Below are 17,413 nucleotides of genomic sequence, written 5' to 3'. Positions count from 1 at the left end.
GCAGAGTATTCATTTTGCATAGGGATTTTTATTTTTTTTCAAAAGTAATCTGACTGGCACGCCTTCAGCAAAGAAATTTTTTCTAAGATCATTAATTAAATAGCGTTTGTAACTTTCATCAACACTTTCAGGTATGTTACATATCAAAGAAAAAGCTGGAGGTTTAGTACCAATTTGAGCGATATACTTCATTTTAACTGCTTTGCCTTTTACAAGCGGGTGAGAGTGCCTATCTAAAGCTTCAATTAGCCACTTATTCAGTTTTGCAGTGCTGACTTTCTTGTTCAAAGATTCACTCACTTCAAGACACTTATCTACCACATCACCGCAGCGCATACCTTTTAACGCAGAAATTGTTATAGTTGGCACTCCCAAGAATAACCGAGTCACTTCCTGTTGTTTGACAAATTTTATTAATTTACTTCTGTCATCTTTATTTATTAAATCCCACTTATTTAAAACAACGATAATCCCCTTTCCTCCTTTGATTGCAGCTTCACCAATTGATAAATCCTGCTGCTCAATACCAAGTAGGGAGTCTAGCATTAAAACTACCACATGAGAGCGCTTTATTGATTCTAAGCTTTTCTCAACAAATCTTGATTCTAATTTATCTGTAACATTAGCCTTTCTGCGGATTCCTGCGGTATCGATGAGAGTAATTAGCTTTCCATTATGATCGTATACAATATCTAAAGAATCACGTGTTGTGCCTGGCTCTGAATTCACTATTACTCTGTTTTCTGTAAGCAAGCTGTTTAAAAAAGTTGATTTTCCGACATTTGGACGACCGATGATTGCAATTCTAAGTCTGCTGGATTCATTTTCAAGTAGTTCAGTGTCCTCATTTAAATCTTCAATAACACCAGCTAGTGCATCATAAAGATCAACCATACCAAGATTATGTTCGGCAGAGATGTATACCGGGCCTATAAAATCAAAAAACTGCAAATAATCAACATTTTCAGACTTATGACTCTCGCATTTATTTGCTATGAGGATTACAGATTTATTCATTTTTCTCTTCAGCCACTTTGCAAGTTCTTTGTTTTGCTCATTTTGCACTTTTGCGTCAACAAGAAAGAAAATGACATCTGCACTCAATAAAGAAAATTCTATTTGCTCAATAACTTGCAGTGAAAAACTAGTTTGGTCGTTCCATCCTCCTGTATCTATAACTTTAAACTCTAAATCGCTAATTCTGCCTATTCCTTCTCTTCTATCTCGTGTAACCCCTGGAATATTGCTGACCACCGCTGCTTTTCTTCCCACCAATCTATTAAAAATAGTTGATTTACCAGCATTTGGTAGGCCTACTATAGCGATTTTTAGCATAATTTAAGAGCACCTTCTATACACAGTAAATTATAACCGAAATCTTGCAATTTAACTATTGACTTTATAGATCACGCTAGCATACTATAACTAGAATTTCTTGTTTTATTATGTCAAGTAGGGAGATATATGGTAGGTCAAGGTATACAAAAGCATAATCCAGATTCGATAGATGAGGGGTATTGTGGTTCTCCAGGTAGTTACAAGGGTTTTGAAGATAAGATCATAGATGATGAAGATGTAGATGAGTCTGAAGATACACTCAATGTATCATACAAACCAGAATATATAAAGGATATGGATAAGCCTGAGGATGAAGATACACTTGATCACAATGTATTAAATAAAACTTTTATAATAGAAGATACACTTGATCACAATATACTAAATAAAGCTTTTATAATAGAAGATGGTGAAGGTGAGCCTAAAGCGTTAGAAGCGACGAACGCATCTCAATCAGACATAACAATGTATAAACAAGTTGATGAATGTATACGTGAAAATACCTTGAGTACATTATTGAGCACAAGACGTCAAGCTAGCACCTTACACTTGTATAGCGATGAGACAGTTGCAGAGGGAATGATAAAGGAATCGCTAGAGCTCATAGCACTTGGAAAAGACAAAAAGATAATGTTTGGCATGCCATGTTATGCGTTCTCTGAGAATACATCATTAATAGATTTTTTGGTGCGCAACTTATATATCCTAAAAACACAAGAGTTGTCCACTTATGAAAGATATCAACTAGATCTTCTTTCATCAAAAATGTCCGATCTAGTTTCAACAGGCACTTATATGAGTGAGGAAGCTTTGAAGTTATTGCCAACAAGTCTACTGGAAAAACATACCAGCTATTTATCAAATCTAAAACAAATTGTATGTGAGGGCATTGAAAAAGATGGAGAAGAAAATGTGATAAAAGATGTTATAACGCGAATTCTGGATGGCTTTGTTGCATAGCAACCGAAAAAATCTGGTGGCTACTGACAAAATTCATTATAAATAACCATTTAACTGTTGAAGAAAAAATATGCCACAGAAAATGAAAGTCAGTAACCAAAACGAATATAACAAATTCCTTGAAAAAAGGGGAAATATTTTTCGTTACATCGATGAAGCTATCGAAAATTGGTATGAAAATAGTCCAAAAATGCAGGGCGGCAACTATATTTACAGTGATAAAGTCGTAATTTTGGTGCATATAATTGTCAATCTTTTTAGAATTGGTTTAAGACAAACGGTGGGGTTTATAAAAGGATATCTGCAACAAATAGGAAAAAATTTGGCAGTTATCAGCTATTCACAAGCATCAAGAAGGTTTAAAAAACTTAATATTAAGATAAATGATTGCAGGGTTGATAAAAGCAACATGGAAAATATTGAAATTATCATAGATAGCACAAGTATCAGCATTTACAGTAACACTCCTGGCCACAGTAAGGAAAACAGTGCAGATAGAAAGTACCGAAGCTACGAGCAAGTAAGAAAGTTACATGTTATGTTAAGTGTAAATAGTAAAAAAGCTATAGCTGCAAGATACAGTAATGGCTTCTACTCTGACCACTATGGAGCTTGCGATTTGCTTGAAGAAGTTAATTTTCAGCACAAAATAAAAGCATTATATGCAGATAGGGCATACGATAGGCACAAACTTTATAAATTGTGTAAGAAATACGATATAAAGACAAAAGTTCTACCAAAAAAGGATGCAGCAGAACATTCAAAAATAGATTATATGTCTGACAGAAATGCTGCTATTAGGTTAATAAAATTATATGGACAAGATGGTGTAAAAGAGTGGAAAAAGGAAGCAATTTATGGAAAGAGATCTTACATAGAAGGATTTTTCTCAAGGTTGAAGCAAGTATTTGGATTTAGCTTTAGGAATAAATCTGAAGTAAATCGTGAAAAAGAATTACTAATTAAGTGCTATTTGCTCAACAAATTCACTGATATTGGTATGGATAAATTTGAAATCATTACATAAATTTGTCGTAAACCATCACTGCTTAAGGTGCTATGCAACAAAGCCATTCTGGATTAAGGAAGGAAGAAAGTATAGGAAATAGAAGGCTTTTTGGATTTGATGGAATAGGAAATGAGAGTAGAAAAGATATGAACCAAAAAATTAACAGGGGATCTATGGCGAGTGTGTTCAATTTCTAGTCTATTTTTTAGGTAACCAAAAACAGTCTCAATGATAGACCTTTTTCTCAGTAAAATCTTCTCATTTAGCGAAATCAATGCATTTTTCATACCTTTTTTCACCTTGGTAACAAGTTTCAAACCTCGGTCAAACAGCTTCTGAAAAAGCTCTTTTGCAATATAACCTTTGTCACCAAACAAAAGGCCGGTTAATTTTTCCGTCAGATTTGGCACAGGTATCCTATCATCAACATTGCCTTTTGTTAGCGTAAGTGAATGAATTTCACCATTTTCATTGATTACCATATGTAATTTGAAACCAAAAAACCAGCCGTAAGTACTCTTGCTTAATTTTGCAATTCCAGCAAAAACTTTGTTTTGGATATTCTTTTTGCATGACAAACTGCAATGGGAGTTGTGTCTATATATGAAATTCCAGTGTTTTCTGACTGTCCACAAAGCCAATGCAACAACATTGCTAAATGCCACAAAACCCTAGGCTTTAGAGCAACAAACCTGGTATATGAAGGCAACTTTGGAAACTCTGATTTGTAGAGCAACGTTAGGTAATGTAGATAGAAAGTTTTGAAATTTTTACACGGAGATTGTTGATATAGCAGGATTATTGTCATGATTTCGGAGTGCTCAATTTCCGTTGTTCTTGTGGGTTTTTTACCATTTGGCAGTAGCTTACCTGCAAAATTTTTCTCTATATCTCTGCAAAAATCATCGACCAAACAAAACAGTTTGTTATATCTTCCATGGTTAACCTCATCTGTTTTTTTATAACTGCTGAGTTTACCCTGTTTTCTTGCCTTTTCTATTCTCCTTTAATCCAGAATTCGCGTTTTTCACTGTTGCTTATTGGAAAAGTCATCTGGAATCTGCCCTTTATATCATGATATTTTCCATCTTGTATTCGTATTACATCATCTCCTTTCCCGATCTTTAATGCTCCATCTAAATTTTGAAATTCTGGATTACTCAGGAATTTTGCAGGAATCACAATGCTTGCTTCTGGACACTGTATACAATAAAATTTATTATCTCTTTCTACTATAAACGCGAATTCTGGATTAAAGGAGAATAGAAAAGGCAAGAAAACAGGGTAAACTCAGCAGTTATAAAAAAACAGATGAGGTTAACCATGGAAGATATAACAAACTGTTTTGTTTGGTCGATGATTTTTGCAGAGATATAGAGAAAAATTTTGCAGGTAAGCTACTGCCAAATGGTAAAAAACCCACAAGAACAACGGAAATTGAGCACTCCGAAATCATGACAATAATCCTGCTATATCAACAATCTCCGTGTAAAAATTTCAAAACTTTCTATCTACATTACCTAACGTTGCTCTACAAATCAGAGTTTCCAAAGTTGCCTTCATATACCAGGTTTGTTGCTCTAAAGCCTAGGGTTTTGTGGCATTTAGCAATGTTGTTGCATTGGCTTTGTGGACAGTCAGAAAACACTGGAATTTCATATATAGACACAACTCCCATTGCAGTTTGTCATGCAAAAAGAATATCCAAAACAAAGTTTTTGCTGGAATTGCAAAATTAAGCAAGAGTACTTACGGCTGGTTTTTTGGTTTCAAATTACATATGGTAATCAATGAAAATGGTGAAATTCATGCACTTACGCTAACAAAAGGCAATGTTGATGATAGGATGCCTGTGCCAAATCTGACGGAAAAATTAACCGGCCTTTTGTTTGGTGACAAAGGTTATATTGCAAAAGAGCTTTTTCAGAAGCTGTTTGACCGAGGTTTGAAACTTGTTACCAAGGTGAAAAAAGGTATGAAAAATGCATTGATTTCGCTAAATGAGAAGATTTTACTGAGAAAAAGGTCTATCATTGAGACTGTTTTTGGTTACCTAAAAAATAGACTAGAAATTGAACACACTCGCCATAGATCCCCTGTTAATTTTTTGGTTCATATCTTTTCTACTCTCATTTCCTATTCCATCAAATCCAAAAAGCCTTCTATTTCCTATACTTTCTTCCTTCCTTAATCCAGAATTCGCGTTAAAAGGTTGTAATGACTCTATCTTCTGAAAAGGCTGACAAACCAGAAAATGCCTCAAGCTTTGGTGCAATAACAGTGCATATGGATGATAAAAGTTGTGAAATATTCTCAAAGTACCTTGAAGAGCTAGAAAAAGAACCACGTATAAGCAAGGTTGTTGAGGCTGCTAAAAGTTTTGTGCAAAACAAAACTGTTTCACCTCCTCTTTCTTCTTTAGGTGATATTAATATCCAGCATCCTAAGAGCAATGTCGAAAGTTTACAGAGTAGTGGCAAAGTCTAGGTTGGAAAAAGTTTTAATTATTACGATACACATACACTGTTGCATATAGCAATAGTGTATGTATATAGTAGTAGAGTTTGTAAGCTTAATTAAGGTCTACAACTAATTTAAAAACTACTTTATTGTATGCAAGACTTTAAAATACTAGAAAATCTAAAAACCAAAGCACTAGAAGCTGAAAAAGGAGGTGGTTCTGACAGGATTACCAAACAACATGAAAAAGGGAAATTAACTGCTAGAGAAAGACTCAGTATATTGCTTGATGAAAATTCGTTCGAAGAATACGATAAATTCGTGAAGCATCACGCAGCTGATTTTGGCATGCAGAATGCTAATTTTTTAGGTGACGGGGTCGTAATCGGTCATGGTACTATTTATGGCAAAAAAGTTTTTGTTTACTCTCAAGATTTTACTGTCTTTGGTGGATCACTTGGTGCGCCACATGCAAAAAAAATATGCAAAATTATGGATATGGCAATTAATGCCAGAGTTCCGGTCATTGGACTAAATGATTCTGGTGGAGCCAGAATTCAGGAAGGAGTAAATTCTCTTGCTGGTTATGGAGAAATTTTTCAAAGAAACGTAAATGCATCAGGTGTTATACCACAAATTTCTTTAATTATGGGCCCATGTGCAGGTGGTGCAGTTTATTCCCCAGCATTAACTGACTTTACTTTCATGGTGAAAAACAGTTCATATATGTTTATAACCGGGCCAGATGTAGTAAAAAAGGTTACCTACGAAGATGTAAGTTTCGAAGACCTTGGTGGAGCAAAAATTCATACAAGCAAAACAGGAGTGGCAGATTTTGCATTCAATAATGATGTTGAGATGCTACTCAAAATGCGTGAATTCCTTACCTTTTTACCAGCAAATAATCAAGAATCACCAAAATCTGCACCAACCTGTAATGATGTTAATGAGACTGATGAATCCTTAAACACTCTAATTCCTACCAATCCTAACACTCCTTATGATATGTATGAACTCATTGAAAAAGTGTGTGATGGAAGGAAATTTTTTGAGTTAAAACCTGATTTTGCTCGTAATATCATAATTGGTTTTGGTAGAATTGGAGAAAACACTGTTGGTATTGTTGCAAATCAACCTATGCACCTTGCAGGATGTTTGGATATTGATTCTTCAAGAAAAGCTGCAAGGTTTGTGAGGTTTTGTGACGCATTTAACATTCCGATCATCACACTTATTGATGTTCCAGGATTTCTGCCGGGTACAAATCAAGAATACAATAATATAATACAACACGGAGCGAAACTGCTTTACGCTTATGCTGAAGCGACCGTGCCGAAAATTAGCCTTATCACTAGAAAAGCGTATGGTGGTGCATACATTGTTATGAATTCGAAACATCTAAAAGGTGATATAAATTATGCCTGGCCAACTGCTGAAATAGCTGTGATGGGCCCTGAAAGTGCAGTTGAGATTATATTTCGATACGAAAAAGATCAGCAAACACTGATTAAAGAGTATAAAGAAAAATTTGCTAATCCATTTTTTGCTGCATCATATGGATACATTGATGACATTATAGTGCCAAGTAAAACAAGGCATCACTTTTGTAAAGCATTAGAGCTACTCAAAAACAAGAAAGTAGAAAGGATATGGAAAAAGCATGACAACTTACCTCTGTAACTTTCTTCTAAGCCTTGCTTACAAGTTATGCAATATTATAAGTGTAATCAGTGTGCCGTTACCAAGACTCGAACTTGGGACCTCGTCATTACCAATGACGTACTCTACCACCTGAGCTATAACGGCAGGATTTATATATAATGATAATGAATAATATAAAAAAGAATAAGGAAAAAGAAGAGGAGAAAAAAAGATTAGCGAAAGCTTTAAAGCAAAATATTTTGAAAAGAAAAAAGCAGCAACAGAGTAGACAAGATGCCAGAACTACCGGAAGTGGAAGTAATCTCTAACTTCTTGCTTGATAAAATTAAAAACAAGCAAATTAGTAATGTTATAGTTAATAATTGGAATTTACGTGCCCCAATAACAAAAAATATTGATGATATGCTAAAGGGCAAAGTCATACGCAACATCAAGCGTAGAGGTAAGTATACGATCTGGAATACAGATGGTAGTATGGCTGTAATCATACATCTTGGCATGAGTGGAAAGCTTATATATGCTGACCACGATCAAGTGAAGAATAAACATGATCATGTGGTATTTTTATTTTCTGATAATACTTCAATAATCTTTAATGATCCAAGAAGATTTGGAGTAGTCATTGTCTTAAATAAAGAACAAGAAGTAAATTTTTTTGATGATTTCGGAATAGAGCCCCTCACAGATGAATTCAGTGGAGACTATTTACAGGAGTTGCTGAAAAACAAAAAAGCAAATATCAAATCAGCATTAATGGACAATAAATTAATAGTTGGCGTAGGCAACATATATGCTTCTGAGAGCTTGTTTAGAGCCCGCATATCACCACTCAGGTCAGCAAAAGACTTGACCTATAGAGAGTGCGAAAAACTTGCTACTGAAGTAAAAAATACTCTGAGTGATGCAATTGCTGCAGGCGGTTCAACACTGAAAGATTATGCACAGCCATCTGGATCTGCTGGACACTTTCAAAATCACTTTTACGTATATGGTAAAGTTCAAAAACCTTGCAAGATCTGCAACAATATCATAACACTTATACGACAAAATGGCCGTAGCACTTATTTTTGCAACGCGTGCCAGAATTAAGATTTTATTTTTTGATATGATATTTTCACCTGAAAAAGATCCGTTTGATTTGTTTTCAAAGTGGTATAAAGCAGTACTTAATTCTCCGTGTAAACAACCAACTGCGATGACGCTAGCAACTTGTAGCAAAGACTGCATTCCATCTGCAAGAGTGGTATTACTAAAGGAATATAGCAAAGAAGGTTTTGTGTTTTTCACTAACGTAAACGGTAAAAAAGGGAAAGAATTGACTGAGAACCCCAAAGCTGCGTTAGTGTTTCATTGGATAGAATTTGCTAGGCAAGTACGAATTGAAGGAGAGGTTAAACTTCTAAACGATGAAAGAACTGACAAATACTTCTCTTCTCGAGCGCGCGATAGTCAAATTAGCGCATGGTGCTCAAAACAATCGAGCATTCTGAAAGATTGGCAAGATTTTGAGCAAGCTATAAAATTGAAGGAAAAAGAATTTTACAATATACAAGTTTCTTGTCCTGACTTTTGGGTGGGATTTTGCGTAATCCCAAAAGTAATTGAATTTTGGCAAGAAGGTGAATATAGGAAGCATATTAGATTTAGATACACCCTTGTTGAGGGAAGCGATTGGAAAATAGAACAACTATATCCCTAGCTACATTCGTTATTGCAGACCCTTCTTAATTTACCACTGAGAATTGGATGACACCCTACTAATCCGAGTTCTGGATTAAGGATAAAAAAGGGCAAAAATATCAATAACTTATAATTTTATAGCTAAAGTGACTTAGGTTTACCGATAATTTGAAAAACAACAAATTCGTCATTCCGCTACTTGTAACGCGAATTCTGGATTAAGGAAGGAAGAAAGTATAGGAAATAGAAGGCTTTTTGGATTTGATGGAATAGGAAATGAGAGTAGAAAAGATATGAACCAAAAAATTAACAGGGGATCTATGGCGAGTGTGTTCAATTTCTAGTCTATTTTTTAGGTAACCAAAAACAGTCTCAATGATAGACCTTTTTCTCAGTAAAATCTTCTCATTTAGCGAAATCAATGCATTTTTCATACCTTTTTTCACCTTGGTAACAAGTTTCAAACCTCGGTCAAACAGCTTCTGAAAAAGCTCTTTTGCAATATAACCTTTGTCACCAAACAAAAGGCCGGTTAATTTTTCCGTCAGATTTGGCACAGGTATCCTATCATCAACATTGCCTTTTGTTAGCGTAAGTGAATGAATTTCACCATTTTCATTGATTACCATATGTAATTTGAAACCAAAAAACCAGCCGTAAGTACTCTTGCTTAATTTTGCAATTCCAGCAAAAACTTTGTTTTTGGATATTCTTTTTGCATGACAAACTGCAATGGGGTTGTGTCTATATATGAAATTCCAGTGTTTTCTGACTGTCCACAAAGCCAATGCAACAACATTGCTAAATGCCACAAAACCCTAGGCTTTAGAGCAACAAACCTGGTATATGAAGGCAACTTTGGAAACTCTGATTTGTAGAGCAACGTTAGGTAATGTAGATAGAAAGTTTTGAAATTTTTACACGGAGATTGTTGATATAGCAGGATTATTGTCATGATTTCGGAGTGCTCAATTTCCGTTGTTCTTGTGGGTTTTTTACCATTTGGCAGTAGTTTACCTGCAAAATTTTTCTCTATATCTCTGCAAAAATCATCGACCAAACAAAACAGTTTGTTATATCTTCCATGGTTAACCTCATCTGTTTTTTTATAACTGCTGAGTTTACCCTGTTTTCTTGCCTTTTCTATTCTCCTTTAATCCAGAATTCGCGTCTTAAGCAGTGTAATCAATATGGCATAAAAACGAAAATTCCTCCGAAAAACAACGCAGCAGAGCATCCAAAATTGGATTATATGCTTGATAGAAATGCCGCTATTCAGTTAATGAAATTACATGGTGAGAATGGTATAAAAAGATGGAAAGAAGAAGTAAATTACGGAAAAAGATCGTATATTGAAGAATTTTTCTCAAGGTTGAAGCGAATATTTGGGTTTAGTTTTAAGAATAAATCTGAGACAAATAGAGAGAAGGAACTACTTATTAAATGCTACTTAATGAACAAATTTACTGCAATTGGTATGCCTAAATTTGAAATAGTCGCATAAAATTATTTACTCTGGAAAAAACTTACGTTGCTATGCAACAAAGCCCACTGGAATCCAGGAATTTTGATTGGGCACTAAGTTGGTGAGTATAAAAGTATAGCTAACGCGAGCTCTACGTCATACCACCACGGTATCTCTTAGCCGCTAACACGTAGCGGGACGACAGCAATCCTACGTCATACCGCCGCGGTATCTCTAGATCCCGCTAACAAGCAGCGGGATGACGATTGTCGTTTAGCCATAAACATTAAGAAATTTACCAAACGAAAAAAAGGCAAGAGAAGCCCCGTTGGTGGTTGGCTATTTACTATGTACTAAAATATCGGCGTTTTTTTATTCTAAAACGCTTGATTAAGAGCGATTTAGCTGCTTTTAACTTGCAACTTACCTACACCGCAAGTGTTTAAGAAATTTACTAAGCAGGAAAAAAGGCAAAGAAACCCCGTAGTAGCTAGCATTCAAATTCTCCCTTGTCAATTTGACGTTTTTTGCTGTCTTAAACGCTTTGTAAGCGCGTTTCGGCTTATATAGGTAAAAACCTAAAAATTTTTAAAGACATGCGATGCACGTAGTGCGAAAAATTAAACGTGAGACGCCAAATACCCTAAGTTTTTTGTCATTAACCTGCACAGATTGCGAAGATAAATAAATAGCTTCAGTCTCATGATAAGGGGGCTGGCGGAGTTTGTCAAGTGGTTTTTTAGCCACGTTTCCCTGTTATAATGTTCGTTTGCTTGACCTAAGATCCAGGAGTATTTAAACTGAACTCTATATAGTGTTAAAAATGATAGGAAATCTAAGCGGAATAGTTGATGAAGTGCGCAGCGATCACATAATCCTGAATGTGAATGATGTTGGCTATATGGTGTATCTTTCAGCCAAAACTTTAAGTGCTTGTGCAATTGGAAGTAGAATCAAATTACTTATCGAAACCTATGCAAATAACAGAGAAAACACTACTCAGCTATATGGTTTTATAAGCAAAGAAGAACAGCAGTGCTTGAGGTTGCTAGTTAAAGTAAGCGGTGTTAGCTATAAAACTGCAATGTCAATTTTGAGTAAATTAACTCCAGAACAGCTATTTTTGGCAATTATGAATGAAGATAAAGTAACACTCAAGATGAGTGGACTTGGCCTGAAACTCATAAATCGAATCATCACTGAATTGAGTGGCAAAGTAAGTAAACTAGAAATAAATAACAATAACTTTAATCCAATTAATGAAGATGCCCTTTCAGCATTGATCAATCTTGGGTATGAAAAAATGAAAGCTTATGATACGATAAAAAAAATACAAGACGAACCGTCAAACCTGGACACTAAGGATATTATTCGCATGGCGCTTAAAACACTATGAAATCAATATCGTGCGGTAAAGAATATACTGAAGATGTGCGCAATATTAACATCAGGCCTGAGCAACTTGATGATTTTGTCGGGCAAAAAGACTTAATACAAAATTTAAAAGTGTTTATAAACGCTGCGCAGACGAGAACTGAAGCTTTAGATCACGTCTTATTGTACGGTCCTCCAGGGCTTGGCAAAACAACTTTAGCACAAATTGTTTCTAAAGAATTAAGAGTTAGCTTTCGCGCAACTTCTGGTCCTTTACTTAGTAAAGCTGGGGACTTGGCTGCAGTGCTTACCACTTTAAATGCAAAAGATGTTCTATTTATCGACGAAATCCATAGATTAAATCGCAGCATCGAAGAAGTTTTATATACTGCTATGGAAGATTTTTGCTTGGACATATTAGTAGGTGAAGGTCCATCTACTCGCACTTTAAGGATAGATCTACCACCATTTACGCTAATTGGAGCAACTACACGGCTTGGATTACTTTCTGCGCCACTCAGAGATCGTTTTGGCATTCCTTTGCATCTTGAGTTTTATTCTTTTGAGGAGCTAGTCGATATTATAAAAAGAGGCGCAAGAGTTCTTTCTGCTGAAATTGAAGATGGTGCTGCGCGGGAAATTGCCTGCCGTGCGCGCGGTACTCCAAGAATTGCTTTGAGGTTACTCAGAAGGATAAGGGATTTTGTTGAAGTGAAAGATGATAAAAAAATCACTTATGAAGTCGCTGATTCTGTATTGCTAAAATTGGGTGTAGATAAAATGGGACTTAATAAACTTGATATGCATTATCTAAGATTTTTATTCAACACCTCAGGACCTGTTGGAATTGACACTATATCTATTGCACTATCTGAGGATGTTGGCAATATTGAAGAAACAGTAGAACCTTATTTAATCAAAATTAGTTTTGTAAAGCGCACACCAAGAGGACGCGTTCTAACCGACCAAGCAAAGGAGTATTTGAGCTTTCAACATTAAACATCATAATTTATATTGATTAATCGGCATGATATCTATATGCTAATATTTATATATTAAGAATAATGGAGACATATATGTTAACTAATAGCACTGAAACTGTATCTTTGATTGGAACTTCTTCTAATTTAAATATCAGTCCTTCTGATAATCATCCAATTTCGGATACTAAAAATGTACCTAAATCAACAATTGAAACTTTTCCTGATCAAAGTGTAAGTGATGATTCTTATGCAGTGGAAAAAGGACTTCCTGATAATGCGCCCAAACTTGCACCAGGCGAGAGGCCGTTTACAGGTACCAAAGATACACGTGACTGTAGTAAAGTTATAGATCTTGATGATGAAGAAACAAGACGTAAATTCTTTTCTGCTGCTAAAACTGACAAAGAAGGACAAAATGAGCATAGGGGTAAGTATGTTGTAGGCAAAGTTCTTGACGAAGTTATTAGTGAAGTAAAGAAACATTTTCCTCACTATAAAGCAGTAAATCTTAGAACAGGTAGAAAGCCAGGTAAGCCTGAACTTACTGCAAGAGTTATGCTAGACAATATACAAGAAGGGATAAATATAGCTAAATTTTTAAATAGTGATGTGTGCAAACAATATAACATAAAAGCATTTACATTGTTACTACCTCCAAGCGAAAAAAGAGGGATACGTCTCCGAATTGACGAACATGGAACAAAAATTTACGAAGTGGCAAATGGGTCATATGAGATGACTCTGAAGTGGCATGTTGAAGGAAAGGAATGTAATATTAAAATTAACATTTATGATAATGGCTCCGTAGAACTTATTGAGAGTAACGGTGTTACTAAAGAGCAATTGGCTGCAAATAATCTAAAAATAGGAAGGCAATATGAAGCAAAGCCTTTACATGAAGCGTTAGTATCACAATTGCCACAAACACAATTACAACAAGGCTCTGAAGTAGTAAAAGTTTTGCCACAATCTTCACAAGTGCAACAGATGTGAGCATAACGCGAAAACATCAAGCTTCTGCTGCTCACAATAGGTAAAGTAGTGAAAATTCAGTATAAGTTGCTTGCATCTGCAAGTAACTTATACTCTTATAACGCGAATTCTGGATTAAGGAAGGAAGAAAGTATAGGAAATAGAAGGCTTTTTGGATTTGATGGAATAGGAAATGAGAGTAGAAAAGATATGAACCAAAAAATTAACAGGGGATCTATGGCGAGTGTGTTCAATTTCTAGTCTATTTTTTAACGCGAATTCTGGATTAAAGGAGAATAGAAAAGGCAAGAAAACAGGGTAAACTCAGCAGTTATAAAAAAATAGATGAGGTTAACCATGGAAGATATAACAAAACTGTTTTGTTTGGTCGATGATTTTTGCAGAGATATAGAGAAAAATTTTGCAGGTAAACTACTGCCAAATGGTAAAAAACCCACAAGAACAACGGAAATTGAGCACTCCGAAATCATGACAATAATCCTGCTATATCAACAATCTCCGTGTAAAAATTTCAAAACTTTCTATCTACATTACCTAACGTTGCTCTACAAATCAGAGTTTCCAAAGTTGCCTTCATATACCAGGTTTGTTGCTCTAAAGCCTAGGGTTTTGTGGCATTTAGCAATGTTGTTGCATTGGCTTTGTGGACAGTCAGAAAACACTGGAATTTCATATATAGACACAACCCCATTGCAGTTTGTCATGCAAAAAGAATATCCAAAAACAAAGTTTTTGCTGGAATTGCAAAATTAAGCAAGAGTACTTACGGCTGGTTTTTTGGTTTCAAATTACATATGGTAATCAATGAAAATGGTGAAATTCATTCACTTACGCTAACAAAAGGCAATGTTGATGATAGGATACCTGTGCCAAATCTGACGGAAAAATTAACCGGCCTTTTGTTTGGTGACAAAGGTTATATTGCAAAAGAGCTTTTTCAGAAGCTGTTTGACCGAGGTTTGAAACTTGTTACCAAGGTGAAAAAAGGTATGAAAAATGCATTGATTTCGCTAAATGAGAAGATTTTACTGAGAAAAAGGTCTATCATTGAGACTGTTTTTGGTTACCTAAAAAATAGACTAGAAATTGAACACACTCGCCATAGATCCCCTGTTAATTTTTTGGTTCATATCTTTTCTACTCTCATTTCCTATTCCATCAAATCCAAAAAGCCTTCTATTTCCTATACTTTCTTCCTTCCTTAATCCAGAATTCGCGTTAATAGAGTCAGTAGGATGTAAAGTTTTATATTTACCAACCTACTCACCTGATCTCAACCCTATTGAGCACTATTGGTTTAAAATTAAGCACAATATTCGAAAAATATCTCACATGTTTGCTGATTTTTTCAATGCCGTTTACTTTATCCTTAAAAATGTCTCTACCTTTGTGGATTAAGCTATAGCTGATGAGATACCGCGGCGGAATGACGGTTAAGTCACTCGTCATTCCGCTACTTGTTAGCGGGATCTGCTGTGGCGACATAAACTCAAATCATTTCAAATTTCAATCCAAAGAGGTATCATCATGTCAAACAACTTCAATTTCAAAGAATTTTTTCACCATTACGAAGCAAACAGTACGTCAGATGATATACAACGGTACTGTATACTGTGGAAATCAGTGATAGCACAGGCAATGACTGATGCAGCAAGTGACTGTAAAAAAACAGAAAGCTTGTTCTTGGTTGTCAGACTTTAGTCAAGATTTTGTGCACACATGTATATTGGCTGATTGTGATCCGGTATACGTAAAAAACAAAATACAGCCAATCTTAAAAAGCCTTACTAGATAAAGCCTTTTTATATACTCAATGAGGTTTACTCCTTTTACCGAAAAAAATATCATGCAATCTCCTATCTATAGTTTTCTCTATATCTTTGACTAATAGCTGCTTTATCATGTTTACTTTCCGCTCTGCATCTTGAGCATGATGCTCATTGTTACCACTGTTATTGCTGTAATTATTCTTATCACTATAACTACTGTTACTTGGTTTACTACTGTTACTGAACTCACTACCCTTTTTTCTTCTTGTGATTATGAACTTGAGTATCTGCACTATCTTTTCCTTTAAAAAGGACTTCCAGCCTGTGCTAAGGAACAACTTATAGAGAAAATGCGGAGTAAGAAACGCCACTAATATTCGAATAGAAATTCCGTAACCGAGATCTTCCCTGTTTTCATAATACCACTTGCAATATTGAAACAAACGGTAAAACGCATTTTTGAAAGAGCCAAATTCTACAGCATACCAAAAACCATTGCTGAGAAACATGAGCATAATGCTGGATATATAAAGATACATTGTGAAGAGAAACAGTTTCACAGTTATATCTTTTAGACTACCTAATATATAATTTAATAATCTTAATCTATAGAAAAGTGATATCATTTTACGCCCACTTCAACATGGCTGGGGTGGAAGGATTCGAACCTTCGCGTGGCGGTATCAAAAACCGCTGCCTTACCACTTGGCTACACCCCAATACTACTTACATCAATAACACTATTAGCCCAATTAGTAAAAGATTTATTTGCTTTTTCTATGGGCATCACAGCAATAGCTGGCTGATCATAAGAATGCATTGCTTCGATTTTTTCTACAATTTTATCAACTTGATCATTTTTGCTCTTCATAATTGCTACTACTTCACAAGTATTACTAATTTTACCTTCCCATAAATACAGAGAATTCACTTCGGGAAATATATTGACACATACAATTAATTTCTCGTTTAACAATTCTTCAGAAACAGTTTTAGCTTCTTTAAAATTTGAAAAAGTTGTATAAACCAAAACTAAACTATTCATTAGAATCTATATAAACGCATTGCTACTATACTTCACTCAGGTTTATTCATCAAGAGAAAATAGATTAGATTTACTTCGAAATCCTGTCATTTCAGCGCGTGATGCTGGAACCTATAGCCAAAAGTTTACCTACAATCCGATAAGCAACAAATTCGTCATTCCGCTACTATAGTATTTCCCAAAACAAATGATAAAGGTATAATATGGAATTAATGAAATATGAGGCAAGTAATGGCATACAGTGTAGACTTAAGGGAGAAAGCTATCTCTTTGGTGGAAAGAGGGAAGTCAAAATCTGAAGTAGCAGATCTTCTAGAAATAGGAATTGCAACCTTGTACAGATGGCTGAAAAAGAAAGGAAACGGTGAAAGCCTGGAGGCAGGAAAGAATGGAAGTTTTATTCGAAAAATAGATCCAGAAGTACTCAAAGAATATGTCAAAAAACACCCAGCTAGCAGAAATGAAACAAAATCTAGGATTTGGAATAAATTCAATTTGGTATAGGTTAAAACAGCTAAAAATAACCTTAAAAAAAAGTCACAGAACGTAGTCAAGAAGATAGGCAGCGCTTTACCGATAAAATCTCAAAAATAGACCACTCTAGCATTTTATATATAGATGAAGCAGGAGTTGATAATAGATTATACCGAGAATATGGACGAGCTCCAAAAGGAG

Annotated in this window: 14 protein-coding genes, 2 tRNA genes and 6 pseudogenes; 15 read left to right on the top strand and 7 right to left on the bottom strand. The window is 35.2% G+C overall.

The annotated features are described in order from the left end of the window. Positions 1 to 9: 9 nt before the first annotated feature. Positions 10 to 1,335 (bottom strand): ribosome biogenesis GTPase Der, encoded by a 1,326-nt coding sequence (der, locus tag AAGD95_RS01705; RefSeq protein WP_341818668.1) that lies wholly within the window; start codon positions 1,333 to 1,335, stop codon positions 10 to 12. A gap of 129 nt (positions 1,336 to 1,464) precedes the next feature. Here der and AAGD95_RS01700 point away from each other — a divergent pair, with 129 nt between their 5' ends. Both AAGD95_RS01700 and AAGD95_RS01695 read left to right on the top strand, forming a co-directional pair. After that, on the top strand, positions 1,465 to 2,298 hold the full coding sequence (locus tag AAGD95_RS01700) for a hypothetical protein (RefSeq protein WP_341818667.1): 834 nt from the start codon (positions 1,465 to 1,467) through the stop codon (positions 2,296 to 2,298). A gap of 70 nt (positions 2,299 to 2,368) precedes the next feature. Further along, a complete protein-coding gene (locus AAGD95_RS01695) occupies positions 2,369 to 3,325 on the top strand; it encodes an IS5 family transposase (RefSeq protein WP_341818621.1) in 957 nt (318 codons plus the stop codon). Positions 3,326 to 3,378: 53 nt separating this feature from the next. Here AAGD95_RS01695 and AAGD95_RS01690 read toward each other — a convergent pair. Then, positions 3,379 to 4,229: pseudogene (locus AAGD95_RS01690) on the bottom strand (IS982 family transposase). A 15-nt stretch (positions 4,230 to 4,244) separates the two neighbouring features. Between AAGD95_RS01690 and AAGD95_RS01685 the strand changes: the two are divergent. The 4 genes and pseudogenes from AAGD95_RS01685 (at position 4,245) to AAGD95_RS01670 (ending at position 7,447) form a co-directional block, all read left to right on the top strand. Continuing rightward, positions 4,245 to 4,385: a hypothetical protein gene (locus AAGD95_RS01685; protein WP_341818666.1), complete on the top strand. Its 141-nt coding sequence runs from the start codon at positions 4,245 to 4,247 to the stop codon at positions 4,383 to 4,385. Positions 4,386 to 4,647: 262 nt separating this feature from the next. Continuing rightward, positions 4,648 to 5,498 (top strand): annotated as a pseudogene (locus AAGD95_RS01680) (IS982 family transposase). A gap of 95 nt (positions 5,499 to 5,593) precedes the next feature. Continuing rightward, on the top strand, positions 5,594 to 5,794 hold the full coding sequence (locus AAGD95_RS01675) for a hypothetical protein (protein WP_341818665.1): 201 nt from the start codon (positions 5,594 to 5,596) through the stop codon (positions 5,792 to 5,794). 126 nt (positions 5,795 to 5,920) lie between these two features. Further along, the gene (locus tag AAGD95_RS01670; protein ID WP_341818664.1) at positions 5,921 to 7,447 is read left to right on the top strand and encodes an acyl-CoA carboxylase subunit beta; all 1,527 of its coding nucleotides are present in this window, start codon (positions 5,921 to 5,923) and stop codon (positions 7,445 to 7,447) included. 53 nt (positions 7,448 to 7,500) lie between these two features. Here AAGD95_RS01670 and AAGD95_RS01665 read toward each other — a convergent pair. Beyond that, positions 7,501 to 7,573 (bottom strand) — tRNA-Thr (locus tag AAGD95_RS01665). A gap of 129 nt (positions 7,574 to 7,702) precedes the next feature. Here AAGD95_RS01665 and mutM point away from each other — a divergent pair. Beyond that, the gene (mutM, locus tag AAGD95_RS01660) at positions 7,703 to 8,518 is read left to right on the top strand and encodes a bifunctional DNA-formamidopyrimidine glycosylase/DNA-(apurinic or apyrimidinic site) lyase (RefSeq protein WP_341818663.1); all 816 of its coding nucleotides are present in this window, start codon (positions 7,703 to 7,705) and stop codon (positions 8,516 to 8,518) included. Between the two features lie 16 nt (positions 8,519 to 8,534). Further along, on the top strand, positions 8,535 to 9,128 hold the full coding sequence (pdxH, locus tag AAGD95_RS01655) for a pyridoxamine 5'-phosphate oxidase (RefSeq protein ID WP_341818662.1): 594 nt from the start codon (positions 8,535 to 8,537) through the stop codon (positions 9,126 to 9,128). A gap of 199 nt (positions 9,129 to 9,327) precedes the next feature. Here the strand turns inward: pdxH and AAGD95_RS01650 are convergent. Continuing rightward, positions 9,328 to 10,178 (bottom strand): annotated as a pseudogene (locus AAGD95_RS01650) (IS982 family transposase). Between the two features lie 15 nt (positions 10,179 to 10,193). Here AAGD95_RS01650 and AAGD95_RS01645 point away from each other — a divergent pair. From AAGD95_RS01645 to AAGD95_RS01630, 4 genes are all read left to right on the top strand, one after another. Beyond that, positions 10,194 to 10,613, top strand: a complete 420-nt coding sequence (locus AAGD95_RS01645) for a transposase (RefSeq protein ID WP_341818291.1) — start codon at positions 10,194 to 10,196, stop codon at positions 10,611 to 10,613. Positions 10,614 to 11,397: 784 nt separating this feature from the next. Then, positions 11,398 to 11,970 (top strand): Holliday junction branch migration protein RuvA, encoded by a 573-nt coding sequence (gene ruvA, locus AAGD95_RS01640; RefSeq protein ID WP_341818557.1) that lies wholly within the window; start codon positions 11,398 to 11,400, stop codon positions 11,968 to 11,970. Next, positions 11,967 to 12,947 carry a Holliday junction branch migration DNA helicase RuvB gene (gene ruvB, locus AAGD95_RS01635; RefSeq protein WP_341818558.1) on the top strand — a complete coding sequence of 327 codons (981 nt, stop codon included), beginning with the start codon at positions 11,967 to 11,969 and terminating at the stop codon, positions 12,945 to 12,947. The genes ruvA and ruvB overlap by 4 nt, the downstream gene beginning before the upstream one ends. Before the next feature lie 77 nt (positions 12,948 to 13,024). Next, complete coding sequence (locus tag AAGD95_RS01630) at positions 13,025 to 13,924, top strand: hypothetical protein (RefSeq protein WP_341818559.1); 900 nt, start codon at positions 13,025 to 13,027, stop codon at positions 13,922 to 13,924. A gap of 114 nt (positions 13,925 to 14,038) precedes the next feature. On the opposite strand, the pseudogene AAGD95_RS01625 reads toward AAGD95_RS01630, so the two are convergent. Continuing rightward, positions 14,039 to 14,179, bottom strand: a pseudogene (locus tag AAGD95_RS01625) (IS982 family transposase); the annotation flags it as partial. Between the two features lie 81 nt (positions 14,180 to 14,260). Between AAGD95_RS01625 and AAGD95_RS01620 the strand changes: the two are divergent. Then, positions 14,261 to 15,129, top strand: a pseudogene (locus AAGD95_RS01620) (IS982 family transposase). A gap of 13 nt (positions 15,130 to 15,142) precedes the next feature. Further along, positions 15,143 to 15,322, top strand: a pseudogene (locus AAGD95_RS01615) (transposase); the annotation flags it as partial. A gap of 1,015 nt (positions 15,323 to 16,337) precedes the next feature. Here the strand turns inward: AAGD95_RS01615 and AAGD95_RS01610 are convergent. Together AAGD95_RS01610 and cutA are read right to left on the bottom strand one after the other, a co-directional pair. Then, positions 16,338 to 16,412: transfer RNA gene (locus tag AAGD95_RS01610), tRNA-Gln, on the bottom strand. Next, on the bottom strand, positions 16,403 to 16,738 hold the full coding sequence (cutA, locus tag AAGD95_RS01605) for a divalent-cation tolerance protein CutA (protein WP_341818661.1): 336 nt from the start codon (positions 16,736 to 16,738) through the stop codon (positions 16,403 to 16,405). The genes AAGD95_RS01610 and cutA overlap by 10 nt, the downstream gene beginning before the upstream one ends. 219 nt (positions 16,739 to 16,957) lie before the next feature. Here cutA and AAGD95_RS01600 point away from each other — a divergent pair, with 219 nt between their 5' ends. Then, positions 16,958 to 17,242, top strand: a complete 285-nt coding sequence (locus AAGD95_RS01600; RefSeq protein WP_341818660.1) for an IS630 transposase-related protein — start codon at positions 16,958 to 16,960, stop codon at positions 17,240 to 17,242. Positions 17,243 to 17,413: the final 171 nt, after the last annotated feature.

Origin of the sequence: Wolbachia endosymbiont (group B) of Ennomos erosarius, assembly GCF_964026905.1 — a bacterium.
In the GTDB taxonomy this organism is placed as follows: domain Bacteria; phylum Pseudomonadota; class Alphaproteobacteria; order Rickettsiales; family Anaplasmataceae; genus Wolbachia.
This window is presented reverse-complemented; position numbering and strand designations above follow the sequence as displayed.